The sequence below is a fragment of the Epibacterium sp. Ofav1-8 genome (assembly GCF_022348185.1).
In the GTDB taxonomy this organism is placed as follows: Bacteria; Pseudomonadota; Alphaproteobacteria; order Rhodobacterales; family Rhodobacteraceae; genus Epibacterium.
Genome location: NZ_JAKRFD010000009.1, coordinates 109,820 through 134,971, shown reverse-complemented (window position 1 = coordinate 134,971; position 25,152 = coordinate 109,820). Strand labels below are relative to the sequence as shown.

The 25,152-nt window shown below is 64.4% G+C and carries 13 protein-coding genes and 1 riboswitch; of the genes, 5 read left to right on the top strand and 8 right to left on the bottom strand.

Annotated features, from left to right (window positions below; genetic code table 11):
• Nucleotides 1–2 precede the first annotated feature (2 nt).
• A complete protein-coding gene (locus MHM97_RS15195) occupies nucleotides 3–6,467 on the bottom strand; it encodes a type I polyketide synthase (RefSeq protein WP_255729729.1) in 6,465 nt (2,154 codons plus the stop codon).
• A gap of 236 nt (nucleotides 6,468–6,703) precedes the next feature.
• Nucleotides 6,704–8,170, bottom strand: coding sequence for a hypothetical protein (locus MHM97_RS15190; protein ID WP_239323216.1), 1,467 nt, complete (start codon nucleotides 8,168–8,170; stop codon nucleotides 6,704–6,706).
• A gap of 120 nt (nucleotides 8,171–8,290) precedes the next feature.
• Between MHM97_RS15190 and MHM97_RS15185 the strand changes: the two genes are divergently transcribed.
• The gene (locus MHM97_RS15185) at nucleotides 8,291–9,061 is read left to right on the top strand and encodes a WecB/TagA/CpsF family glycosyltransferase (protein ID WP_239323215.1); all 771 of its coding nucleotides are present in this window, start codon (nucleotides 8,291–8,293) and stop codon (nucleotides 9,059–9,061) included.
• Nucleotide 9,062: 1 nt separating this feature from the next.
• Here the strand turns inward: MHM97_RS15185 and MHM97_RS15180 are convergent, their stop codons facing one another.
• From MHM97_RS15180 to MHM97_RS15165, 4 genes are all read right to left on the bottom strand, one after another.
• Nucleotides 9,063–10,052, bottom strand: a complete 990-nt coding sequence (locus MHM97_RS15180) for a glycosyltransferase (RefSeq protein ID WP_239323214.1) — start codon at nucleotides 10,050–10,052, stop codon at nucleotides 9,063–9,065.
• Nucleotides 10,053–10,132: 80 nt separating this feature from the next.
• Complete coding sequence (locus MHM97_RS15175; RefSeq protein WP_239323213.1) at nucleotides 10,133–14,146, bottom strand: translocation/assembly module TamB domain-containing protein; 4,014 nt, start codon at nucleotides 14,144–14,146, stop codon at nucleotides 10,133–10,135.
• Nucleotides 14,143–15,981 (bottom strand): autotransporter assembly complex protein TamA, encoded by a 1,839-nt coding sequence (locus MHM97_RS15170; protein ID WP_239323212.1) that lies wholly within the window; start codon nucleotides 15,979–15,981, stop codon nucleotides 14,143–14,145. Before MHM97_RS15170 ends, MHM97_RS15175 begins: the two co-directional genes overlap by 4 nt.
• A 164-nt stretch (nucleotides 15,982–16,145) precedes the next feature.
• Nucleotides 16,146–17,135, bottom strand: coding sequence for a type I glyceraldehyde-3-phosphate dehydrogenase (locus tag MHM97_RS15165; RefSeq protein ID WP_239323211.1), 990 nt, complete (start codon nucleotides 17,133–17,135; stop codon nucleotides 16,146–16,148).
• 171 nt (nucleotides 17,136–17,306) lie between these two features.
• Nucleotides 17,307–17,411, top strand: a riboswitch (glycine riboswitch).
• 185 nt (nucleotides 17,412–17,596) lie between these two features.
• Between MHM97_RS15165 and gcvT the strand changes: the two genes are divergently transcribed.
• The 3 genes from gcvT (at nucleotide 17,597) to gcvP (ending at nucleotide 22,101) form a co-directional block, all read left to right on the top strand.
• Nucleotides 17,597–18,721 carry a glycine cleavage system aminomethyltransferase GcvT gene (gene gcvT, locus MHM97_RS15160; protein ID WP_239323210.1) on the top strand — a complete coding sequence of 375 codons (1,125 nt, stop codon included), beginning with the start codon at nucleotides 17,597–17,599 and terminating at the stop codon, nucleotides 18,719–18,721.
• 43 nt (nucleotides 18,722–18,764) lie between these two features.
• On the top strand, nucleotides 18,765–19,124 hold the full coding sequence (gene gcvH, locus MHM97_RS15155; RefSeq protein ID WP_110362483.1) for a glycine cleavage system protein GcvH: 360 nt from the start codon (nucleotides 18,765–18,767) through the stop codon (nucleotides 19,122–19,124).
• 127 nt (nucleotides 19,125–19,251) lie between these two features.
• Entirely contained in the window at nucleotides 19,252–22,101 is a 2,850-nt protein-coding gene (gcvP, locus tag MHM97_RS15150) for an aminomethyl-transferring glycine dehydrogenase (protein ID WP_239323209.1), read from the top strand.
• Nucleotides 22,102–22,290: 189 nt separating this feature from the next.
• Here gcvP and MHM97_RS15145 read toward each other — a convergent pair whose 3' ends face one another.
• Nucleotides 22,291–23,226, bottom strand: coding sequence for a 2-hydroxyacid dehydrogenase (locus tag MHM97_RS15145; RefSeq protein ID WP_239323208.1), 936 nt, complete (start codon nucleotides 23,224–23,226; stop codon nucleotides 22,291–22,293).
• Nucleotides 23,227–23,470: 244 nt separating this feature from the next.
• Between MHM97_RS15145 and MHM97_RS15140 the strand changes: the two genes are divergently transcribed.
• Nucleotides 23,471–24,265 (top strand): thioesterase family protein, encoded by a 795-nt coding sequence (locus MHM97_RS15140; protein WP_239323207.1) that lies wholly within the window; start codon nucleotides 23,471–23,473, stop codon nucleotides 24,263–24,265.
• Between the two features lie 43 nt (nucleotides 24,266–24,308).
• Here MHM97_RS15140 and truA read toward each other — a convergent pair whose 3' ends face one another.
• On the bottom strand, nucleotides 24,309–25,088 hold the full coding sequence (gene truA, locus MHM97_RS15135; RefSeq protein WP_239323206.1) for a tRNA pseudouridine(38-40) synthase TruA: 780 nt from the start codon (nucleotides 25,086–25,088) through the stop codon (nucleotides 24,309–24,311).
• Nucleotides 25,089–25,152: the final 64 nt, after the last annotated feature.

The following is a 25,152-nucleotide window of genomic DNA, read 5'->3' as shown; positions in this document are numbered from 1 at the left end:
GGTTACTCCGCCGCCTTGGAGATGTCCTGCGGCCCGGCGCTTTGCCGTGCGCTTTGGCCGAGAAGATCGCGGATTTCTTTTCCGAGCACGCTGACGTTGGGCACCAGAACCATACCGTCGTGGTCGCCCGGCACCTCGCGCACGATCAGTGACGGCGCAAAACGGGTCCAGTCGTTGTCCGCGTAGACGTATTCACGGTCTCGGCTGACCCATTGCCCACCCGAGACTTTCCAATGCCGGTCCAGGACAGGTCGATAGAGTGTCACCGGACCCGTCCAGGGCTGAACCTCATACGCGGCCACCGCGCGCAGGAAGGCCAGTTCGATCTTGCGGTTGTTGAAACCGGTGCTCTCGCCGGTTTCCGCCGGGCGGTCCTGGCGCTTGCGAATTTCCCAGGCAATGCGGTTGCGCAACCATTCACCGAGGTAGCCCGGCCCTTTGCTGCGGATCTCAGCGAGCTTGATCAGCGCCTTGTCAATGGGTTTGAGGTCAGGGCGCACCGGCAGCGGCGTATCCAGCAGCACCAGCGCATCCACCGCCTCGCCAGAGGCCTTGAGCTGCTGGGCGATCTCATACGCGGTGATGCCGCCGCCAGAAAACCCACCGATCAGATAAGGCCCTTCGGGCTGCACCTGTCGCATCTCGGCGATATAGTCGCGGGCGGCGTCCTCGATCCGTTCGTGCGGCTCATCCGTGCCGATCAGGCCGCGCGCCTGTAGCCCATAGACCGGACGATCCTCGCCAAGGATCTGTGCCAGATGCCGCAGGTTCAACACGTTGCCAAACATGCCCGCCACGATGAACATCGGTGCGGCTTGGCTGTCCTTGCCGGGGGCAAGGCGCACGAGGTGGCTGAAGCTCTGTGGTGTCGCCTCTTGGTCGCCTGCGGTGTCGCCCTGGGCCTGCATCGGTCCGGTTTCAGCCTCGATCCGGGCCGCCAGCGCGGCGACGGTGGGGGCATCAAACAGCACGGACATCGGCAATTCGACACCGAAGCTGCGTTTGATCTGCGCAAAGAGCCGCACGGCGATGAGGGAATGACCGCCCAGATCAAAGAAACTGTCCTCCACCCCGATTTGCGACAATCCCAGCAGGGTGGCGAAATGACCGGCGAGGGCCTCTTCGGTTGCCGTGCGGGGCGCGACATAGTCGGTATCCAGATCGGGGCGGTCAAAGCTCTGCCCTTCACCTTCGGGGGCGGTTTGCCCGCTGGTGGCTGCTTGCTGGCGCAGGGCGTCGAGGTCCAGCGAGGAGACAATCACCTGCGGCAGACCCGCAGCGAGCGCAAGTTCAAGCGCGATGCCGCCCTCGCTGGTGTGGATGCCATTCTCCAGATTGGCAAGCAGGCGACGCTCGTCCGGCGACAGGGGCTGCGTTTCCGCATCCGAGGTCAGGCCAAGCGCGGCGGCTGTGGTGTCGGTGCGGGTGGGCATAAGGTTGAAGCCGCCGCTCAGCTGCTGCATGCGGAAATGCGAGATTTCCACCAAAACATTCCCTGCCGGGTCGGACAGGGTGATGTCAAACAACACGGCGCCTTGCTCGGCCTGCCCCTCCGCAAGCCGCACATGGCTGTAGATGTCCTTGGTCAACGGGGCGAGCACCCGGATCGTGCCATAGGAGACCGGCACCCAGAGCGTGCTGGGCTCGTAGCCCGGCGCAAGTTCGATGGCCCAGCCGGTTGCGAGATCCAGAAGCCCCGGATGCAACAGCGCGCCGTCTTTTTTTGCAACATCAGGCAAGGACAGTTGCGCGAGCCCTTCGTCCCGACCAAGCGCCATTGATTGCAGAACATGCCAGCGCGGACCAAACCGCAGGTTGGCTTCTTGCGGGGACCTGATGCGTCCGCCCGCGACATCTGCCTCTTGCGGCGTGCAGCGCGCGGAGATCGCATTCAGATCCAGTGTCGTGGCGGCACTGTGGTCCAGCGTCACCACCTCAGCCTGCGCCGTGCGTGCATATCCCTCCGTCGTTTCCGCGTGGATTTGCACCTCATAGCCTGCAGCGCCGGGCCTCAGATGCATCACCGCCTCGCGTGGCATATGATCCTCAACCACAAAGGGTTGCAGGAAATAGAGGTCCCGGATTTCGTAGGGCGCGGTGCTGCCGAGCGCATCCAGCCCTTCGACAATCAGCTCGATATTGCCGGTGCCGGGGATCAGGGCGGTGCCATCATGGGTGCGGTGATCGTCCAGAAGCCAGTCGCGGCGCGCGTCAAAACGGCTGCGGAACACCGGTGCACCGGAGCGATCAAAGCCTTGTGTCTGCCAAAGCGCGGCCTCTGACGGCAGCGGGTCCGAGGGGGCAGCGCCGCCGCGCCGGGCGGCCATAGCGTCCGCTGCCATGCCGGCATCCGCCCAGATCCCCCAGTCGATGGCCATCACGCGGGTTTGCCCGCCCTGACGGGATTTCGCCCAGGCGTTGAGGTATTCGTTGGCGGCCACGTAATCCACCTGCCCGGCAGGGCGCGTCACGGTGGAGGAGGAGGAGAACAGCACCATCAGGTCGAGCGTGCCATCCGGGAAGACCTGATCCAGCACACGCAGGCCGTTCACTTTGGGCGCGAGCACCTCGGCGATCTGGCGATCTGTCTTGGCCAGAAGGGGGGCGTCGGCAATATGGCCTGCACCGTGGAACAGGCCGGTGATGGGGCCAAATGCGGCGCGGGCGGCCTCTGCCGCGTTGCGCATGTCCTGGAGGTTGCAGACATCGGCGCTGAGCGTGAGCACTTCGCCGCGTCCGGTCGCCTCAAGTTTTTGAACGGCGCGAATGCGGGTTGCGATCCGGTCAGCCGGGCTGTGGCGGCGCAGGTAGCGGTCCCATTCGGCACGCGGTGGCAGGGCGTCGCGGGACAGGAGCGTGATGCGCGCTTCATACGACTGCATCAGGTGCTCTGCGATCGTCAGCCCGATGCCACCGTAGCCGCCGGTTATGAGGTAGTGCCCCCCCGTTTGCAGCGGCAGATCGCCTGCCGTTGGTGCCGCGAGGGGTACGGGGCGATAGTCAAGCTCCAGACGTTTTTCGCCACGCCAGGCGGCGGCGTGGTTGCCGGGGGCGGCCAGCAGTTCTTCGAGCAGACGCGACGTGATTGGGGCGGGTTTTGTGCCGGATATGAGGGCTGAGAGGCCCGCAGGGGTTTGCGGCAGCTCGATGTCACAGGTCGCGACGGTGACACCGGGGATCTCGCGCGGGATCACACCGGCGGGGCCGGAGATCATTGCTTTTTCCGGATAGGGCAGGGGCTCCTCGCGCACCTGCGCAGCACCGGTGGTCAGCACACTGAGGTGTACCGGATGCGGCAGTTCTGCCTGCGCCAGCGCTTGTCCCAAGGCGGTGAGCGACATCAGCCCCATCTCGATGTTGCGATCAAAGAAGGAGGAGCCGGGGCGGAAATCCTCGGTGTCGGTGACCAGCCAGAAATGCGCGATCCGCTGCGGCAGAAGATCCGCCTCGGCCAGATCCGCCAGCAGGGCCTCGGTACCAAACCGGCCTTCTTCCGGGGCCAGTTGATAGAGATCGGGCGCAAGCTGCGCATAGGTATCCCCAGCCCGCACGCGGGCCACCCGATGACCGGCGGCAACGAGTGCCTCGGCGCAGGCGGCGGCCTGTCCGGCGGTGTCCTCAAAGATCAGCCAGGTCTGCGGCTCCAGCGTGAGTTCGTTTTCCACATCCAGCGCGCAATCGGCCAGACGAGGCCGCCAGACCGGGCGGTAGCCCCAATCGGCAATGTCCGCGTGCCGTGCGGGCAAGGCAACCTCGGGCGCTTGCACCGACTTTCCGGGTTCGATGAAATAGCGGCTACGCTGGAACGCATAGGTGGGCAGGCTCAGGCGGTTGCGGCGAGCATCGCCCCAGATCTGAGGCCAGTCGGCCTCGACCCCGCAGGCCCAGAGACGGCCGATGATGCCAAAGAAATAGGCATCATCCGCGATATCCTGTTCCGGGTGACGCAGAGAGCTGAGCACCTGACCGGAGGCAACCTGTGGCGACATTTGTGCCAAGGCGCTGAGGGCCTTGCCGGGGCCGACCTCCAGGTAGACGCGGCCCTTGGTGGTTGCGAGCGTTTCGATGCAATCGGCAAAACGCACGGTATTGCGCAGTTGCTCAACCCAGTAGTCGGCGCTGGTGGCCTGTTCCGGCGTCAGCGGCTGGCCGGTGCGGTTCGACATCACCGGCAGGTTCGGCGGTTGCAGATCGAGACGGCGCAGGAAATCGCCATAGGCCGCGAGGATCGGCTCCAGCATGCGGCTGTGGGCGGCGATGTCGATGGGGATACGCTGGAACTCCACATCGCGGGCGCGCAGGTCCTCGGCCAGCGCCTCCAGGCGATCATTCGGGCCGGATACAGCGGTTAGTTCGGGCGCGTTTACGCTGGCGATGTCGAGATCCGCGCCCACAAGTGTCTCGACCTCAGAGAGCGGCAGCGAGATCGACAACATGCCGCCCGGCTCGACCGTGTCAAACAGTCGTCCCCGCAGTTGCACCAGGTCGATGCAATCCTCAAAGTTCATGACACCGGCCAGACAGGCGGCAGTGTTTTCACCCATGGAATGGCCCACCATGGCGGCAGGCCGGACGCCCCAGCTGATCCAGAGCTGCGCCAGCGCATATTCCACGATCATGATGAGCGGCAATTGCACCGAGGGTTTCAGCAGCGCCGCATCAGCATTTGTCTCCTCGCCGGGGTCCGGCAACCACAGGGCGCGGATGTCGAAATCGAGGCTCTTTTCCAGATGGTCCAGCCCCTGATCCATCCAGTCGGCAAACACCGGCTCCGTCTCATAGAGGTCGCGCGCCATGCCTGCAAATTGCGCGCCCCCGCCGGGGAACATAAACACGACCTCGGGATGCGCACCGAGATGGCCGTGGGTGAAGACCTCCCGCGGGTTCGCGGCTTCCAGCATGTCGGCGGCGTCCGTCGCGGTTTCGGCCACCACCACGCGACGTTTGGCAAAGCCGCGGCGACCTTCCTTGAGCGTGTAGGCCACATCCGCCAGCTCCACATCGGGGTTGGCGCGCAGGTAGGTCGCGAGGTTCTGCGTGTTTGCCTCCAGCGCGGCCTTGGTCTGGCCTGAAATACAGAGCACCTGAAACGGGAAATCGCTTTCCTCGGAGGGCGCGCGCACCGGGGCCTCTTCGAGGATCGCATGGGCATTGGTGCCGCCGACACCAAGGGCATTCACAGCGGCGCGCCGGGGTCCTTTGTGCGAAATCCACGGGCAGAGCGTATCGTTCACGCGGAAGGGCGAGGTTTCAAAGTCGATGGTCGGATTGGGTTTTTCATACCCCAGCGACGGCGGCAGCGATTTGTTCTCCAGCGCGAGTGCAGTTTTCACAAACCCCGCCACGCCAGCTGCCGTGTCCAGATGGCCGATGTTGGTTTTGACCGATCCGATCCGGCAATAGCCCTTTGCATCGGTACCGTCGCGGTAGGCGTCCGTAAGGGCGGCAACCTCGATCGGGTCGCCGATATAGGTGCCGGTGCCGTGGCATTCGACGTAATCGATGGTCTCGGGGTTCACCCGCGCAGCCGTCAGCGCCTTGCGCACCGCTGCGGATTGCCCATCCACCGAAGGGGCCAGATATCCCGCCTTGGCCGCGCCATCGTTGTTGATCGCAGAGCCTTTGATGACCGCCCAGATGTGGTCACCATCGGCCACCGCATCGCCGAGACGCCGGAGCGCCACGGCCCCCGCGCCAGAGCCGAACACCGTGCCCTGCGCGCGGTGGTCAAAGGCGTGGCAATGGCCGTCGGGCGACAGGATCTCGTTTTCCTTGTAGAGGTAGCCGCGCCCCTGCGGCAGTTCGATCGTCACGCCACCGGCCAGCGCCATATCGCATTCGCCCTTGCGCAATGCCTCGGCGGCGTAGTGGATCGCCACCAGCGAGGTGGAGCAGGCGGTCTGCACGTTGACCGATGGTCCCTTGAGATCAAAGACATGGCTGACGCGCGTGGTCAGGAAATCCTTGTCGTTGCCGGTGTGGCGCAAGAGGAACATGCCCACGTCATCGACCAGATCCGGGTTCGAGCAGATGTTGAAATAGAAATAGCTGCCCATGCCGCAGCCCGCATAGACACCGACCTGGCCTTTCAGGCTCTCGGGGGTGTGACCGGCATCCTCCATCGCGCCCCATGCGACCTCGAGGAACTTGCGGTGTTGCGGGTCGAGGATCGCGGCCTCTTTGGGCGAAAAGCCAAAGAACTCCGCGTCAAATTCGTCAAAGCCTTGCAGCCGGGCCGAGGCGGGCACGTAGTTGGGATCGCGCAAGGTTTCGGCGCGTTCGCCGGCTGCGAGCAGGCTGTCTTCGTCGACGACCTCGATTGACTCAATGCCATCGCGCAGATTGGCCCAGAAGGCGCGGATGGAGGATGCGCCGGGCAGGGTGACCGACATGCCGACCACGGCAATATCATCGGCGGAGAAGCCTCCTCCGCTGACTGCATTTGCGCTGTTGTGTTCTCGCCCCAAACTATGGCCCCCAAAATCAAGGCGGCGCCCCCACCGCTACTCTTCTGTTCATACCGCCGCCGCATGGGCGGCATACAGCGTTGTCACCGTCGGGCCCCGTCCTGCCCCGTTATGGCCGGTCATGGTCCTGTGCTGCACCAGTCGACATAAGCGAATTTTGCGAAACATCTTGGGCAGGTAAGAGGAGCCATTGTGGCCAAATTGCGATCTCTCGGATGCCCGCGCATGCTTTGCGACTAGTGTATGACGGGTTTCAAACGCTTTCCGTCTGCTGGTGTGTCAATGTCCTGCCGCCCCTGAAACAACGGGCGACGGGGATCAAAAATGCCCGGATGAAGGAGACGTTCCGCATAGCCGAGCAGCGCGCCGGCGCACATCCAGGTGATCGGTACCAGTGTATCATTCAGCAGCATATCCACCATGGTCGCTCCAAGGATCAGTGAAATGCAGGCCACATGCGGCGAGATCTCCCTGTTTCGTCGGCCTCTCAAGGCCCAGTACAACAGCCCCAGCGTTCCGGTCAGAAGCCCCATTTCCGCCAGATAGCCAACCCAGCCGAAGCTGCCGAAGGCAATGATCCAGTGGCCATCGGGGATGGTCAGAATCCGCCCGGTTTCCTCGTCGCGCATCAGGTTGCGCCCCCAGCCGCCCCAGCCGAACAGCGGTTTCTCGGCGGCACGCGCCAGCAACGCCTCCTCGTTTTCAAAGCGATACCCGAGCGATTGCGCCCGGTCCTCGCTGATTGCCTCGACCTGCGCCAGAATAGTGTCCAGCGGGATCACATGGGCGTTTCGCAGCATCGGATAAATGCAACCGATCAGCGCAATGCCCAGAGCCAGCTTAACCTGAAGGCGGTAGGACGCGAGCGCAACGATGGGCGTAAAGGCAAGCCCATAAGAGAGCGACGCCATACTTTTGCACAGGACAAGCAGGCCAAACAGATAGATCGCCGCCCAGACAAAGCGCACCCGGTCGCGTCCCTGGGCGACGCGGGCCAGCGAGGTGGCCGCCAGCAGGGCGCTGAACACAAAAAGCGCCAACCACAGGGCATGGGGCAGGAAGACGATCGGGCGATAACCGCCCTGGCGGATCATCTGCGCAAAGTCATGCTGGAAGAACCCGTAGATCCAGACGTTCATCTGCGGGCTGAGGCGGATTTCGATCAGCGCCGGGATGGAATAGGCCAGTCCCGCAACGCAGAAGGCGATCAGCAGCTCCCGATGCGCTTCGGGCGTGGACAGATGCCGGCGGGCGATGAAAAAGGGGATCAGCACGATGATCTGCCCCATCATCACCGACCCCAGGTCGCGCAGTCGCAAGCCCGGCAGTTCGGAGTTGTAGAAGATGATCGGAGCGGAGTTGGGCACGGATTCAAAGATGATCCGGTCCGAATTGGTCAGCACCGTCGGAATGGCGCAGAGCACGAATATCGCCACCAGCAGGCGCATGAACAGCGCTTTGGGCAAGAGGGGAACCGGTTCCTTGGCGACAAACAGACACCCCACCAGCGCCATGATCGAACTGATCGAGAATTTGTCGAGATCGGGAACAAGCGGCAGGTCGAAGGCCGCCGTCGGGGGCAATATGAGATAGCCGCCCACCAGGCACAGCAGGATCGCCCGGTGCAGCGGCAACCGCTGGAAAAACACCAGCGTCGCAACCGGCCAGGCCAGCAACATCGCAAAGGCAATTGCGTTAGGCACCTATTTTTCGCCCCACTTCGACCTGAATTCAGTTCTATTGATAACCGAAAGATCTGCCACAGACTTCACGAAATTTCGTAAAGAACAGGATCATCAGCCCAAAAGGTGAACCGAATCGCCATGCACTTTGTGTTCAACAATCAGACAGTTGCGGTCAATGTGGCGGACAGGACTGCGCTCACAAAAACTCTGAAACGCCGGTTCGGGCGTTCGGAGGGCTTTGCGCTGGCAACGGTGAACCTGGACCATCTGGTGAAGCTTTCCGAAAATACCGCCTTTCTGACCGCCTACCGGGCGCAAGATTTTGTCGTCGCCGATGGTCGGCCCATCGTGTGGCTGTCGCGACTGGCGGGGCGCCCGGTGGAACTGATGCCGGGGTCGGATCTGGTGGTCCCCCTGTGCGCGCTGGCGGCAGAGGCTGGTGTCAAAGTCGCGTTTGTCGGCTCGACCGCGTCTGTCCTGACGCAGGCGCGGGCGGAATTGATGCAGCGTGTGCGCGGGCTGGAGGTGGCCTATACACATGCGCCCAGCCGAAACTTCGACCCCGAGGGGGAAGAGGCGCGGCAGATCCTGGCGGAGCTGGCCGAGCATGACATCGGCTTGTGTTTTATTGCCCTCGGCGCGCCCAAGCAGGAACAATTCGCGCAACTCGGGCGGCAGCTGGCCCCGGCGGTGGGCTTTGCGTCCATCGGGGCGGGGCTGGATTTTGTTGCGGGGGCGCAGACGCGGGCCCCGCGTTGGGTGCGGGGACTGGCGATGGAATGGCTCTGGCGCATGCTGAGCAACCCGATGCGCCTGCTGCCCCGCTATGCGAAATGCTTTGCGATTCTGCCGCGTCAGATCCTGCAGGCCCTGCGATTGCGGCTGCGGGCGGGTCCCGCCGCGGACTAGCCTATTTGTATTCGATCAGCCCGCGATGCCGCCCGCGTATCCGGTTGAGGTGAAACTCGCACACGCCCAGGGCCTCGGCAAACTTGCCGAGGATCGAAAACCACGCCCGTTTTGGCCCGTCCCGCAGTGACAGCCGCAGGAATTGCGCCGGATAGGCCAGTGCGACAAGCCCTGCCGCAGGCGGCGCAATCGCAAGCAGGGTGAGCATCACCACCGGCAACAGTGCCCCCCAGACGAGGGCGCGGCGGGTTTCCGCAACCCAGTGCCGTTCGGGGGGCGCGCCATGCAGATACGCGCCTTCGGCAAAGGCATGGCCGGCGCGGCGGCTTCGGTTCCACCATTGCCCGAACCGCGTCATGCGGGCATCGTGCCGGGTCATTTCCGCGTCGATGCGCCAGATCTTCCATCCCGCCCGGCGCAGGCGCAGGCACATTTCCGGCTCCTCACCTGCGATGAGGCTGTCCCGGTAGCCGCCAACCTGACCCACGGCGCTGCGGCGCATCAGGGCGTCGCCGCCACAGGCCGTCGCTTCGCCCACGGGCGTATCCCATTCCAGATCACACAGGTGGTTGTAGATGCTGACATCGGGCGCGTCTTCGCGTCGCCGCCCGCAGACCACCGCCACATCCGGGCGGTCAGCAAGGAACGCAACCGCCGCAGGCAGCCAGTCGGACACCAGGCTGCAATCGCCATCCAGAAACTGGACCAGGGCCCCCGCGTGCCCCGCGTTCAGGCGCTCCAACCCGGCATTGCGGGCGCGCGCGGCGGTAAAGGGCAGGGACATGTCCAGCGACACGATTTCTGCCCCAAGCGCCTCTGCCGCCTGAAGCGATCCATCGGTGGAACCGCTGTCCACATAGATGATGCGATTGACCTGCCCGGACAGGCTCTGGAGGCACGCGACCAGCCGCGCGCCCTCGTTGCGGCCGATCACCACGGCATCGACATCTGCAAAACGGGCGGCGGTGGCGGAACAGGAAGCGTCAGTCATGGGTCTCGCGCATTACGGCTCCTGGCGAGCCCTGGTTCGACCCTACGTGACCTGCCCGGCAATGCAACTGGTTCAAAGGGTCAGTAGTCCCGTTTGAAATAGAGGCCGAGGCCGGTTTCACCGACACTGTCGGCCTTGCCGGTCACGGTCAGGGATTTGGTCAGGTCGAGGTTGATGGTGAGTTCGCTGTCCCCTTCGGCGGTGACGTTCAGATCGGTATAGACATTGTCCGCAAGGTACCCGCCCAGACCGAGCTGCCCGACACCGAGGTTGTTGGCCCCGATGTCGACATTGTCCGCGCCGGTGGTGTCCCGCAGCGCCTTTTGCGCGCCGCCGCCGCGCCCGCTGAGCGTGAGCGCGGACCCGGCCAGCCGTGCCAGCGCCAGCGGCGAGATGTCCTGGATATTGTCGCCGAACAACAGCAGTGCCAGGGCTTCTTCGCTGGGGCGCGGTGGCTCTGAGGTCACCTTGATTTCAGGGCCGTCGATACGGCCGGAGATCGACAGGGTGGCGGTGCCCTGTTCCGTATTGGCGGTCGAGATGAACTCCAGATAGGGTTTCAGGTCTCCGAGCAGCGTGATGCGACCCTCATCCAGATTGAGCCGACGTCCCAGAATATCGAAGGTGCCGCGGATAAGCCCGATCTGGCCGGAGGGCGCGATATTCGACGTAGTGCCCCGGACGTTGATCGTGCCGCCCAGCTCCGCATTGAGGCCGCGCCCCCGGGCAAAGATGCGGTTTGGGGCATTGACCTGCACATCGAGCGCAATATCCGAGTTTCTGGCCGCGCCCCCGCCGCCGCCGGTATCCACCAGCCCGGCGCGGATGCGTGTGGCGGTTTGGGCGCGCGACTGGCCGCGATGGCGGATGGGCGGAATGGGCGCGGCAGAGACCGCGCCGCCTGCGGTATTGAGGTTGATGCTGGTCTCGCCCACATCGACGCGCCCGCTCAGGCGGCTGTTGCCCGCCAGGGGGCCGGAGAGGCGGAGGTCTGCGCCCAGGGAGCTGCGATAGGACAGGTTGTCCGTCAGAACCACCTCTGACAACCGGATCTGCAGGTTTCCCGAATAGGGGGCGGTCAGGGACACCGGGCCGCTGACGCTGATGGTGCCGCCATCGCGCGGGCGGGCGTCGAGCGACAGGGAGGCGGAGCCGTTGTTCAGACTGACGCGTGTGCGGATGCCGTCAATCGCCTGCGCTGCTTGTGGCAGAACCAATTGCGCGTCCGAGGTGGTCACGGTTCCGCTCAGCGAACTCAGCTGCGCCGGTCCCCGCAGGGTCAGATCGAATTGCGCGAGCCCCTTCAGGAGGTTGGGCTTGACAAAGGCATTGGCGCCTTCCAGCCGCAACGAACCGTTGGCAGAGATATCCGCCCGGGCTTGGGCCTCATCCCAGGAACCGGAAATTCTGGAATCGATTCCCAGCGGGCCGCGGGCCGTTGAGTCAATCTGCCAGATGCCATCGCTGCGGGCGGCCTCACCCTGCGCCGTCAACACGCCGTCGAGACCCGGTATGATCTGCTGCAATCGTTCGACGGCCGCATCGAAACTGAGCTGCGCGGCGCCGTCACTTTCGTTGAAGTCGCCGGAGAGGTCGATGCGGGCGCCAGCCGGTCCGGCGAGGCGGCCGCGTCCCGCCCAGGTGCCGGAGCGCCGGGTGCCGCTGATCTCGGCGGAGGCAGTACCGCTGAGCGTCGGAGCAAAGACGCTGACACGGCCGACGTCGGCGGTCAGGCTCAGGTCCACATCTCCGGTGGCCTCTGCAAATGTTGCGTCAAACTCTGCAGTGCTGTCGCCGGGGCCGGTGACAGCGCCGGTGCCGTCCCACCTGCCGTCCCGGCGGGTGGCGCTCAGGTTGGTGGTTGCCTGGCCCTGGATCGACGGCACGAACTGCGCGATGCGGGCGACAAGCGCGGACAGCTCCAGATCCATGTCGCCGCGGGCCTCGTCGAACCGGGCGGTCACACGGGCCTGGGTGCCGCCGGTGGCGCTGACGTCGGCTTGGCCGGTCCAGGTGCCATCGCGCCGGTTTGCGTCGCCTGTCAGAGTGAGCGGCGCGCCCGCAAGCTGTGGAGCGAAGGCCTGGGGCTGGTCGATATGCGCGTCAAATCCGAACTGGGCGCTGCCATCCAGGGTAAAGGTGCCGTTCAGATCCAGTCGGGTGTCCTGCGGTCCGCGCAATTTCGCGGTCCCGTCCAGCCGATCACCGGCGCGGTCAAAATTTGCCGTCAGGGTCACCGGACCCGGCAGGTCGGGAACAAATCGCTCCAGCCGGGCCAGCCGTGCGTCCAGCTTGATCGCGCCGGCACCGCTGTCGAGCGTGCCTTGACCGGTGGCAGAGACTTCTGCGGTCTGAAGGTCGAAGCTGTCGATCCGCAGGCCTGACGTGTCACGGGCGGCGACCAGCTCGAGCGTGCTTGTGCCGACGAGCAGCGGATCGACATCCGCGATCCCGGTTTGCAGATCACGTCCATTGAGCGTGAGATCAACACCAAATGCGCCGCTCAGGGGCTGAACATGCGCGGTCACATCCGCGTTCGCAGAGCCGGCAAGCTCCAGTTGCGCGAGACTGGAAAAGCGGCCCAGATCTTCGCTTGTGAGCGCGAGGCTGGTGGCGATCCTCAGATCGTTTTCAACACCGTTGAAACGGATTTCGCCGCGTGCGCCGTAGTCCTCACCCTGCAGATCCAGGTCCCGGATCAGGAAATCGGCGCCATCCTCCGTGGTGAGCCTGCTGCTCAGGGTCAATTCACTGCCGGTGGCGTCTGCCAGGGCGGGGTCGGACAGGACAAAACCGCTGAGCCGTGCGTCGAGGGCGCCGTCCAGTGCAAAACCGCTGCTCTGATCGAGCGATCCGGCGGCGCTGATCACCGCGCGGGAGAGCGCCACATCCGGGGTGCGCAGGCTGTCGATCTCGCCATTGATCTGCCAGTTTTCGCCTGCCGGCTTCTGCAAGGCCAGATCCACCCGCGCCACCGTGGTATCCGCGCCAGAGACCGGCAGGATGACCGCGGTCCGCCCGTCCGGCGGGGTGATGCCGGCTTTGAGGTTTGCGGTCTCCAGCGTGCCACCGACGAGCGAGAGCGCTCCGGTCAGCCGCAGGGCCTGGGTGCGCAGCGCCAGGCTTTCCAGATCCACGCCGCCTTCGGGCAGCGTCTGCCCCTTGACCGTGGCGCGCAGGCCTGGGCCGAAGAAGGGGCGGTAGTCGGGCTTCAGCAACGGGTCGATATTGCCGCCGAGGTCGGCGGAAAAGGCCAATCCGGCGTCGGCGCCCGCTGCAACATCGGCCAGTCCGGTGAGGCTCACGGATCCGTTGATCCGGTCACGGCCGTTTGTGGCCAGCCCGATGTCGGCGGTGAAATCCGACAGCGGCCCTTCGCCCTGGACCGCAAGGCTCAGGTCGGGCCGGCCGGGCAGGTCGAGAGCCGTCGAGACCAGGCCTCCGGCGGCTTCGTCGAGGAGCAGGTCGAGCGCCAGCTGTTCGCTGGAATTGGCAAAGGAGGCGGTCAGGGAGAGCGTGTCTCCGGGCCGATCCAGACGCGCAACCTGCAGCCGGGTATCCAGCGCGCCATCGGCCAGGGTCAGCCCGCCGTCGAGCGACAGGGACGCCTGCTGGCCCACAAGGGCGGTACCGAGCTGGATCTCACCAGCGGCGATTTCACTGATTTCGAGCGACACCGGCAGATCGGGCAGCGAGAAGGGCGTTGCCTCTGGTGTTGGCAGTTCCGGATCCGCCGGGAGCGGTTTGGGGCTGCGCTCCACGATGATGCGGTCGGCCTTCAGCCGGTTCACCGAAAACCGGCCCCGCACCAGCGCCAGCCGGTTCCAGTCCAGTTCGGCCCCTTCGACGGTCAGCCAGATGCCGTCCTCATCCGAGACCGTGAGGCGTTCGATGCGGGCCTGGGAGGAGAACGCGCCATCGAGCCCTTGCACCCGGATGGCGCGCGAGTCGTTGGAAAGCGTATCCTCCAGAAAGGACACCAGCAGCCCCCCGGATTCGGAAGCATCCTGCTGGGCCATGACCGGCGCTGGCGTCAGGGAGACGCCCGCTGCCAGGGTCACGATCATGACGGAACTGCGAGGGGACTGTTTCAAAACGCTTGTCCTATCCCGATGTAAAACTGGAGCCCGTCGTCGGTGTCGCCCGAGACAGGCATCGCGAGGTCGAGCCGGATCGGGCCGATCCCCGTCACGTTATAGCGCAACCCGATCCCGGCACCTGCGTGGTATTCGCTGTCACCACTGACAAAGCTGCTCTCATCCACGAAACCGATGTCGTAGAACCCGACCAGCGAAATCGTATCGGTGATCCGGCCCCGGATCTCGCCCGACATCGCCAGATAGCCGCGACCGCCCGCGGTGTCCCCGCCCACATCAATGCCGAGAGACTGGAATTCCTGCCCGCGCACCGATCCGGCCCCGCCAGAGAAATACAGCAGTGTCGGGGACACATCCCCCGGCGAGGGGCCGATCAGCGACCCCAGTTGCAGCCGGCCGGCCAGCACGATGCGCCCGGAGGCACCAATGGACCTGTAACCACGGGCATCGATATTGATCTGCACGCCGGGATCGCCGCCATCGATGCCGACAAAGGGCACGATCTCACCATCGAGATAGTAGCCCGCGGTCGCATCGGTCTTGATGTTGCGCTTGTCCTTTTCACCGCGCAGTCGGGCAGCGAGATACGTGAACTCCCGGTCATCCCCATAGGCATCATCGGCATGCACGTAGCGCAGCCCAACCGCGCCTTCGACGTATGTGGTATCGGACACGGTGCGCCGCACCCCGATCGCACCGGTGGCGCTGGAGGCGGAATAATGTTCTTCTTCCAGCTGTTCCAACGAGGCGACGTAGAACAGGGTTTCATCGGTTCCAAGCGCGGCCGGACGATCAAGGCGGGCGGAAATGCTGCCGTCGATGTCGTCACCGCCCAGACCGCTGACGGAGAGGTCAATTTTTAGACGCTCTGCAGCACCAAAGAGATTGCGATGCATCCAACTGGTGCTGAGTTCCACCGCCTCGGAGGACGAAACCTCGACCCCGAAGGTGAACCGTCGTTTGGGCAGGTCCTCGACCTTTGCGATGAAATCGAGCGTTCCGTCCGGGTTCGGGGTTTCTGCCTGTCGCAGGGTGACCGCGGAAAAGGCACCGGTGCGCCGCAGCCGGGTTGCGGATTTCGAAACAAGGTCAGGGTGGTACGTATGGTTGGTGGCAAACCCGGCGATCCGCTGGATCGCCTCGCGCCGCACATCCGACTCGCCCTCGATGCGCAACTGGCCGAGGCGCAACCGCGGTCCCGGCGCGATCCGGAGTTCGGCATCAAGCCGTTTTTGCACGGCATTTGCGGTGATGGATTGCGCGGCAAGCTCCGCCTTGGCATGCCCGGCCCGATCCCATGCGCTGAGCCCGGCGGTGGCGGCCTCCTGGATGACGCCGGTGCTGGCAGGGCGTCCCGGGGCGAAATCTTCGGGCAGATCCGTCGGTTCCGTATCGGGCAGCGGTGTAACCTCTGCCTGTCCGAAAGTGAAGGTGGGGCCGGGGTCCACGGTAATCGCAACCTGATCGATTGCGCGCGGCGGGTTGAGCAGATTGATATTGGCAGCTTCGCGCCCGTCGAGCCGGATGTTGACCACCGGGGCGAAATATCCGGCATCATAGAGCACCTGCACCAGCGTGCGGTAATCGGACAGCGCCGCCGCCAGGACTTCCTGCAGTTCCGCCCCGTCGCCCAGTGCCAATGACGCGCTGGCACCCTGCAACCGTTCTGTCAGGTCTTCGGGCGCTTTGGGGGCGGAGAGCCGGGTATCCAGCGCATGCGCTGCCGTTCCAGCGCCGATCAGGCCCAGGCTCAGGGAGGACGTGAACAGAACGGGTCGCAAGGCTCGGAGCAGGCGGCGCGCATGCGGGCGCGTGGGGCGAATGCGAGTCATTGGGTCTCCGGCAGCGGGCAATCAACATAAGGTATGCGGGGGAACTAGCCCCCATGCGAGCATTGTCGACGCTACACGCATGACTGTGCTCTTAAAACCTCCGGCACAGCGGCAGCCTGTGCCGTGGGGTCTTTGGTGGGGCAGGGACGGCAAAAAACTGCCGATCAGGTCTCGCGCGCCATGGCGCTGGCAACATCCAGCATGCGGGCCGAAAAGCCCCATTCGTTGTCGTACCAGCCAAAGATCCGCAGCTGCTGGCCTGCAACCATGCGGGTTTCGGGCGCGGCGACGATCAGGGATTCGGGACGTGCGCGCAGGTCCGACGACACCAGTGGCTGGTCGGTCCAGCCGAGGATCGGCGAATGTTCTGCCGCCGCTTGCAGTGCGGCGAGCAGGTCTTTTTCGTCCCAGGCGCTGTTGAGCTGGGCGACCAGATCCACCGCGGACACGCTGGCGGTGGGGACGCGCACCGCAGCGCCGGAAATGCGGCCTTTGAGGTGCGGCAGCACCACATCGATCAGATGCATGGCGGAGGTGGTGGTGGGCACCATCGACTGCGCGCCACCGCGCGAACGGGCAAAATCGCCACGCGGCGCATCCACCATCGGCTGCGAATTGGTGTAGCAGTGGATCGTGGTCATATGGCCGGTTTCGATGCCGGCCACCTGATCCACCAGTTGCACTAGCCCGGCCACGGCGTTGGTTGTGCAGGACGCGTTGGACACGATCTTGGCGCCCCCAAGGTCGCCATCGTTGACACCATAGACCACCGTGACCTCTGCCGCCGGCGAGGGGCCGGAAATCAGCACCTTGCTGGCGCCGGCGCTCAGGCCGCGCTGGGCCAGGTCGGTGGTGCGGGCGATGCCGGTGCAATCCAGCAGAACATCGGTGTCCGACAGATCAAGCGTGGTGACATTTGCCTGCTGGTGCAACGGGATACGGCGATCTCCGATGCACAGCGCGCCATCCTCCAGCGAGACGTTTCCCGGGTAGGGGCCAAAGGTGCTGTCGTATTGAAACAGGTAGGCGCACATCTCCGGATCTGCGATGTCGTTGATGCACTGAACCTCGATCCCGGAGCCGCGCGGGCTGGTCAGGATCTGGCGCAAGATTGTACGGCCGATGCGGCCGAATCCGTTGATCGCGATCTTCATGGTCAAAGCTATGGCAGCGGTTCCGGGTCCCGGCAATCCACCCGCACAATAAAGCCAACAGCTTGATACAATCGCGGTGTGGTTGGCTTGTGCGATATCGGCTCACACGATTTGCGACAGATTAGGTCCTGATTCCGTCTTGCGCCACTCCCGGCGCGCTGATAGCGTCCGCCCAAGCACATGGGAGAACCGGATCCAGCGCGTTGGTGCGCAGGTTCGGTGCCGAAGGAGCAACCGCCCCGGAAACTCTCAGGCCACCAGGACCGTGTGCATGAACGACTCTGGAGAGAGCCCGGCCAGACCGGGACGCCGAAGGGATAACGATCTCAGGCGAAGGGACAGAGGGGGCATCAAAGCGTGCAGGCGGAGCCTGCGCAAAACCTTGGATGCCGGATGCCAAACGACGCGTTGACATGTTGTGATTTGACCGCACCGGCCGCAGACGCGGAAGGCAGGCCGAAATGTCGGATCTGAAGACCACCCCCCTTACTGAATTGCACGAGAGCCTCGGGGCCAAGATGGTGCCCTTTGCAGGCTATTCCATGCCCGTGCAATATCCGCTGGGGATCATGAAGGAACACACCCATACGCGCGAAAAGGCCGGGCTTTTTGATGTCAGCCACATGGGGCAGGTGATCCTGCGCGGCGAGAGCTACGAGGCCGTCGCGAACGCCTTTGAAAAACTGGTACCGATGGATGTGCTGGGGCTTTCCGAGGGCCGTCAGCGCTATGGTCTGTTCACCAATGATGCGGGCGGCATCGAGGATGATCTGATGTTTGCCAACCGTGGCGACCATCTGTTTGTCGTCGTGAACGCCGCCTGCAAAGACGCCGACATCGCCCGTATGAAAGCCGCGCTGGAACCTGCAATCAGCGTCGAGCCGGTCACCGACCGCGCGCTGGTGGCCCTGCAAGGCCCGGCTGCCGAGGCGGCGCTGGAGGCACTGGTGCCCGGCGTCGCTGCCATGAAATTCATGGATGTGGCGACGTTTGACTATGCGGGGGCCGAGCTGTGGATCTCGCGGTCCGGCTACACCGGCGAAGACGGCTATGAAATCTCCGTACCCGAGGCAGTGGCGGCGCAGTTTGCCCGCGCGCTGCTGGAGCAGCCCGATGTTGAGGCGATCGGCCTGGGTGCGCGGGATTCGCTGCGGCTTGAGGGTGGTCTTTGCCTCTATGGTCACGACATCGACACCGAAACGCGCCCGTTTGAGGCCGCGCTTGGCTGGGCCATCCAGAAGGTACGTCGCCCGGATGGCGACCGCGCGGGCGGCTTTCCCGGTGCGGATGCGGTCTTTGCCGATCTCGGCGGGAATGCCCCGCGCAAGCGTGTGGGCCTGAAGCCCGAAGGTCGCGCGCCGATGCGCGAAGGTGTTGTGCTTTATGCCGCTGCCGAGGGTGGCGCGCCGATCGGCACCATAACCTCTGGTGGCTTTGGCCCAACCGTGGGCGGCCCCGTCGCCATGGGCTATGTCACGGCAGAGCACGCAGCCCTGGAGACCCAGATATTCGGTGAACTGCGCGGCAAGCGCGTGCCGGTCACCGTCGCAAAACTGCCCTTTGTGGCAGCCAACTTTAAACGCTGAACACCCGTCCCCGAAAAGAACGGCCAACACAGGAAGAGAACCCATGAAATATACCGAAGAACACGAATGGCTGCAGGTCGAAGGCGAGATCGTGACCGTTGGCATCACCGCGCACGCGGCAGAGCAACTGGGCGATGTGGTCTTTGTTGAACTGCCCGAAGTCGGCAGTGAAGTCTCCAAGGACGATGAGATCGTGGTGATCGAATCCGTCAAGGCGGCCTCCGACATTCTTGCGCCTCTGGACGGCGAAGTTGTCGAAGTGAACGAGGCCATCGTGGACGAGCCTTCCAAGGTCAATGATGACCCGGAAGGTGAGGCGTGGTTCTTCAAGCTCAAGGTTTCCGACATGTCGCCGATGGACGACTACATGGATGAGGCCGGCTACAAAGACTTCATCGGCTGATGTTTCTGGGCCCGCCGCCAACTGGCGCGGGCCCGTCTTTTACCTGCGAGGGCATCACCGGGCGCGCCCGACCTGTTGTTGCATGCCTTTGTTTCCGAGATCTGACAGACCCTGAAGGAGGCAAGCGATGCCTTTCGAACCGACAGATTACCTTCCCTATGATTTTGCCAACCGGCGCCATATCGGCCCCTCGCCCGAGGAAATGGCCGAGATGCTCAAGGTGGTTGGTGCCGACAGCCTCGATGCGCTGATCGACGAAACCGTGCCAAAATCCATCCGCCAGAAAGCGGCGCTGGACTTTGGTCGCCCGATGTCCGAGCGCGAGTTGCTGTTTCACATGCGTGAGGTGGCAGGCAAGAACAAGGTGATGACCTCGCTCATCGGTCAGGGCTACCACGGCACCGTGACCCCGCCCGCGATCCAGCGCAACATTCTGGAAAATCCCGCTTGGTACACGGCCTATACGCCCTACCAGCCCGAGATCTCGCAGGGTCGCCTGGAGGCGCTGTTGAACTTCCAGACGATGATTTCGGATCTCACAGGTCTGGAGATCGCCAACGCATCGCTGCTGGACGAGGCCACCGCCTGCGCCGAAGCGATGACCATGGCGGAGCGCGTGTCGAAGTCGAAGGCAAAGGCCTTCTTTGTGGACCGCGACTGCCACCCGCAGAACATCGCGGTGGTGAAAACCCGCGCCGAACCGCTGGGGATCGACGTCATCGTCGGCAACCCCGACAAGATGGACCCCGAGGCGGTCTTTGGTGCGCTGTTCCAGTATCCGGGCACCTATGGCCATGTGCGCGACTTTACCGACCACATTGCCAAGCTCCACGAACACAAGGGCATCGCCGTTGTTTCGGCTGACCCGATGTCGCTGACCCTGTTGAAAGAGCCGGGCGCGATGGGGGCAGATATTGCAGTTGGCTCCACCCAGCGTTTTGGCGTACCGGTGGGCGCAGGGGGGCCACATGCGGCCTATATGGCGACCAAGGACGCCTATAAACGCAACATGCCGGGCCGCATCGTCGGCGTGTCTGTCGACGCGCATGGCAACAAAGCCTATCGCCTGTCGCTTCAGACCCGCGAACAGCATATTCGCCGCGAAAAGGCGACCTCCAACGTCTGCACCGCGCAGGCGCTGCTGGCGGTGATGGCGTCGATGTATGCGGTCTTCCACGGCCCCAAAGGTCTGCAGGCGATCGCGCAGCGTATTCACCGCAAGGCCGTGCGTCTGGCCAAAGGTCTTGAGGAAGCAGGTTTCAAAGTCGACCCGCAGGCGTTCTTTGACACCATCACCGTGGATGTCGGCCCGTTGCAGGCGGCGGTGATGAAATCCGCCGTTGATGAGGGCATCAACCTGCGTCGTGTTGGGGAAACCCGTGTGGGGATCTCTGTCGATGAGACCACGCGGCCCGAGACCATCGAGGCGGTCTGGCGTGCCTTCGGTATCGTGCGCGCGGATGATGATTTCAGCCCCGAGTACCGGGTGCCTGAGAACATGCACCGCAAGTCGGACTATCTGACGCATCCGATCTTCCACATGAACCGGGCCGAAACCGAGATGATGCGCTACATGCGTCGCCTCGCGGACCGCGATCTGGCGCTGGATCGGGCAATGATCCCGCTTGGGTCCTGCACCATGAAGCTGAACGCGGCGGCGGAAATGATGCCGCTGAGCTGGCCGGAGTTTTCGACCATCCACCCCTTTGCGCCTGCCGATCAGCAGGAAGGCTATGGGGAGTTGGTCACGGATCTGTCCTCCAAGCTCTGCGATATCACCGGCTATGATGCGATCTCCATGCAGCCGAACTCCGGCGCGCAGGGGGAATATGCGGGCCTGCTGACCATCGCCGCCTACCACAAGGCGCGCGGTGAGGGGCATCGCAACATCTGTCTGATCCCGATGAGCGCCCATGGCACCAACCCGGCGTCGGCTCAGATGGTGGGCTGGAAAGTGGTTCCGGTAAAGTCCGACGAGAAGGGCGATATCGACCTTGAGGACTTCCGCGCCAAGGCGGAAAAACATGCCGAGCACCTTGCGGGCTGCATGATCACCTATCCCTCGACCCATGGTGTGTTTGAGGAAACCGTGCATGAGGTCTGCAAGATCACCCATGACTCCGGCGGTCAGGTCTATATCGATGGTGCCAACATGAACGCCATGGTGGGCCTCAGCCGTCCGGGCGATCTGGGCGGCGACGTGAGCCACCTGAACCTGCACAAGACCTTTGCCATTCCGCACGGGGGCGGCGGCCCCGGCATGGGGCCGATCGGGGTGAAATCGCACCTGATCGAGCATCTTCCGGGGCATCCGGAAACCGGCGGCGTTGAGGGGCCGGTGTCGGCGGCACCTCTGGGGTCGGCCTCGATCCTGACCATCTCCTGGGCCTATTGCCTGATGATGGGCGGCGCGGGTCTGACGCAGGCGACCAAGGTGGCGATCCTGTCGGCGAACTACCTCGCGAAGCGGCTCGAAGGGGCCTATGACGTCCTTTACAAGGGGCCGACCGGCCGTGTTGCGCATGAGTGCATTCTGGACACCCGTCCCTTTGCGGACAGTGCGGATGTGACCGTTGACGATGTGGCCAAACGCCTGATGGACAGCGGGTTCCATGCGCCGACCATGAGCTGGCCTGTCGCGGGCACGTTGATGGTGGAGCCGACGGAATCGGAAACCAAAGCCGAGCTGGACCGTTTCATCGAGGCGATGCTGTCGATCCGGGATGAGATCAAGGCCGTCGAAGCAGGCGAGATGCCGCGCGAAAACAACGCGCTGAAGAACGCCCCGCACACGATGGAAGATCTGGTGAAAGACTGGGATCGCCCCTATTCGCGCGAACAGGGCTGCTTCCCTCCGGGGGCCTTCCGCGTCGACAAATACTGGCCGCCGGTCAACCGCGTCGACAACGTCTACGGCGACCGCCATCTGGTGTGCACCTGCCCGCCGATGGAGGACTATGCCGAGGCGGCAGAGTAAACTGTAGGCAAAAGGACGCGCCCCGCAGGGGCGCGGCTGGTACAGCAGAGCCCGTCCCTTGCGGGGCGGGCTCTGCCCGTTTGGTGCCAGCGTGATGGGCCAGCTGTGATGGCGATATGCCCGGCGGCGGCAGGGCTGGGCGCAAAGCGAGGCCTGGTCGGCACGGCGGCGATGCGCGGATCGTGCCCGTCAGTAGCCTCTGGCGCGGTCGACCTCGTGCAGCAGATCGGCGCCTGCGGTCAGGCGGCGCAGGTTTTCGAGCACATCTCCCAGCGCATCGCCGAGGTGCCAGCCGGACACATGGGGGGTGATGGTCACACAAGGGTGTTTCCAGAGCGGATTGTCCTCGGGCAGGGGCTCCTTGCGCAGCACGTCGAGCACCGCATGGCCGGGGCGGCGCTGGTAGAGGGCGGAGGCCAGCGCCTGCTCGTCGATGAGGTCGCCGCGCCCGGCGTTGATGAGGGTTGCCCCTTCCTTCATATGAGCCAGACGCTCTGCATCAAGCAGGTTGCGGGTCTCCGCCGTGGAGGGGAGGATCGCGCAGACATAGTCGGAACTGGACAACAGCCCATTGAGCCCGTGATCGCCGCTGAGGCAGGTCACGCCGGCAATCTCCTTGGGGGTGCGGCTCCAGCCCATGGTCTGAAACCCCATGTCGCGCATCAGACCGGCCGTGAGCCCGCCGATATGGCCGAGCCCCAAGACCCCCACGGTGGTGTCGGCGGGGCGGCGCGGCGCGACCGGGTCCCAGAGCGCGCGGGCCTGGGCCTTTTCGTGATAATCCATGTTACGGGTGCCGCGCAGGACATAGGCGAGGCAATACTGGGCGATTTCGCGGGCGGGCTCTTCGGGTTTCAGCCGCGCCACGCGCACATGCGGCGCCAGGGACGGGTGGTTCACGATGGTCTCCACGCCCGCGCCCAGTTTCTGAACCAGTTGCAGGTTCGGCAGCTGCGTCGGAAGATCGGATTTCAGCGCCGACACCGCCAGCACAGTGACCTCGTCGAGATTGCCGGGGGCCGCCGTGGTGCGAATATCGGCTGCGGGATCCAGGGCGCGGAATTGCGCCGCCAGATCCTCTTCGCTGTACCAGCCGTTATGTCCGATTTCGATCAGCAGTGCCATGTCCTTGGTCCTTCGGTTTGTCGTGCGACCCGCAGGTAAAGCGGCGGGCATGGCGTCACTGTGCTGGACAGGCCGCAGTTTGCCAAGTCATGCTGCAGAGGCAAAGTGGGCAGGCAGTGGCCGGACGGGCGCGCGGCACAGGGCAGGGGGCACGCCGGGGGGGCGGTGCGATCCTGTCGCGGGCGCCGGGCGGGCTGCGCAAATGCGCTTGGGCAGAATGCAACTCGGATACGCAGGACAGGACGTGACAGACACAATGGTTCCCTTTTTTGATCGGCGCGACGATGGCGTCTTTGTCGGCAATGATCCTGCGCGGGGTCCCTGGGCCGTGGACTATTGCCATGCCGGACCGGTTGCCGGGCTGGTGGCCCGCGCCGCAGAGGTTGAGATCGGCCCGGAAAAGCAACTGACGCGCCTGACCATGGATTTGCTGCGCCCGGTGCCGCTGGCCGGCATCCGCGTCGCCGCAGAAACCACCCGGCATACGCGCACTTTGGCAACGACGCGCGTGACCGTGCATGATCTGTCGGATGCGCTGCTGGTGCAGGCCACGACCATGCATCTCGCAGAGCGCGACATCGGGCTGGTGCCGACCCCCGCACTGCCCGCGCCACGGTTCGAAGAGGCTGAACCGGGGCCCTTTGCGATCGGGGAAGGGCGGCATGAGCTCGCGAATTTTGCGCGCCTGCTGGAAGCGCGCTACCCGCCCGGCCATGGATTTGGCCCGGGGCCAAAGACGATGTGGTTGCGCACGCCGGATCTGGTGCAGGGGGAGGAAACCTCGCCGGTGCAGGGGATCTGCGCATTGGCGGACTGCGGTAACGGGATCTCCTGGAACCTGCCGACCAGCGAGATGGGGTTCATGAACACCGATCTGACGTTGCAGATCCACCGCATGCCAGAGCCGGGCTGGCATGCGTCCGAGGCGGTTTCCCATTGGCAGCCCAACGGGATCGGCATGTCGCAGGCGGTGCTGTATGATACCGAGGGGCCGGTGGGGATGGCCTTGCAGACACTGGTCCTGTTCCCGGCGCGGTAGCTCTGTTCGATCCCCCCGGGACGCGGGGTCATGTGCAGGTCAGTCAGCCGGGATCGCGTGCAAAGACCGGCTCCGGGTAGCCCACCCGCGCCAGATACAGCCCATGCCCGGGGCAGACCGGCCCGCAGGCTGCGCGGTCCCTGGCGTCGAGCGCGTCGCGCACATCGTCCGGTGACCAGCTTCCTGCGCCGACGCGTTCCAGCGTGCCGACAAAGCTGCGCACCTGATTGTGCAGAAAGCTGCGGGCGCGGACATGGAAATGAACCTCTGGCCCCGACAGGCCCGTCACCTGCTCGATCCGCAGCTCGTCCAGCGTCTTTACCGGGCTTGCGGCCTGACAGATGGACGAGCGGAAGGTGGTGAAATCATGTTTTCCGAGCAGATGGTTGGCCGCGGTCTGCATCGCCTCCACGTCGAGGTGATGATTGATCTGCCAGAGCTGACCTGCGTCATGCGTGGCCGGTGCGCGTCGCATCAGGATGCGAAAGAGGTATTGGCGCTCGATGGCGCTGAACCGGGCGTGCCAGTCATCGGCGACACGTGCGGCATCGACGATGGCAACCGGGGCGGGCTTCAGGTGGAAATTCAACGCTTCGCTGAGGCGGAAGGGATCCCAGTCCTTGCGCAGATCGCAATGGGCGACCTGGCCCAATCCATGCACGCCGGTGTCGGTGCGCCCGGCGGCGGCGATGGTGTGTGGCCCCGGTTCCAGTTTCGCCAGGGCGGCCTCGATCGCGCCCTGTACCGAAGGCTGATCTTTTTGTCTCTGCCATCCGGCAAAGGGCTTCCCGTGGTATTCGACTTTGAGAGCTATACGCGGCATGGAGCGCGGCGTAGCGTGCCGGGGCGGAGCTGACAAGCCAAAGTTGGTGCACAGGGCCGGGCAG

Excerpts from the sequence above, each read along its gene's own strand:
- MHM97_RS15185 (WP_239323215.1), top strand. The coding sequence starts at position 8,291 with ATGCACTTTGTGTTCAACAATCAGACAGTTGCGGTCAATGTGGCGGAC.
- MHM97_RS15180 (WP_239323214.1), bottom strand. The coding sequence starts at position 10,052 with ATGACTGACGCTTCCTGTTCCGCCACCGCCGCCCGTTTTGCAGATGTC.
- MHM97_RS15170 (WP_239323212.1), bottom strand. The coding sequence starts at position 15,981 with ATGACTCGCATTCGCCCCACGCGCCCGCATGCGCGCCGCCTGCTCCGA.
- MHM97_RS15165 (WP_239323211.1), bottom strand. The coding sequence starts at position 17,135 with ATGAAGATCGCGATCAACGGATTCGGCCGCATCGGCCGTACAATCTTG.
- gcvT (WP_239323210.1), top strand. The coding sequence starts at position 17,597 with ATGTCGGATCTGAAGACCACCCCCCTTACTGAATTGCACGAGAGCCTC.
- gcvH (WP_110362483.1), top strand. The coding sequence starts at position 18,765 with ATGAAATATACCGAAGAACACGAATGGCTGCAGGTCGAAGGCGAGATC.
- gcvP (WP_239323209.1), top strand. The coding sequence starts at position 19,252 with ATGCCTTTCGAACCGACAGATTACCTTCCCTATGATTTTGCCAACCGG.
- MHM97_RS15145 (WP_239323208.1), bottom strand. The coding sequence starts at position 23,226 with ATGGCACTGCTGATCGAAATCGGACATAACGGCTGGTACAGCGAAGAG.
- truA (WP_239323206.1), bottom strand. The coding sequence starts at position 25,088 with ATGCCGCGTATAGCTCTCAAAGTCGAATACCACGGGAAGCCCTTTGCC.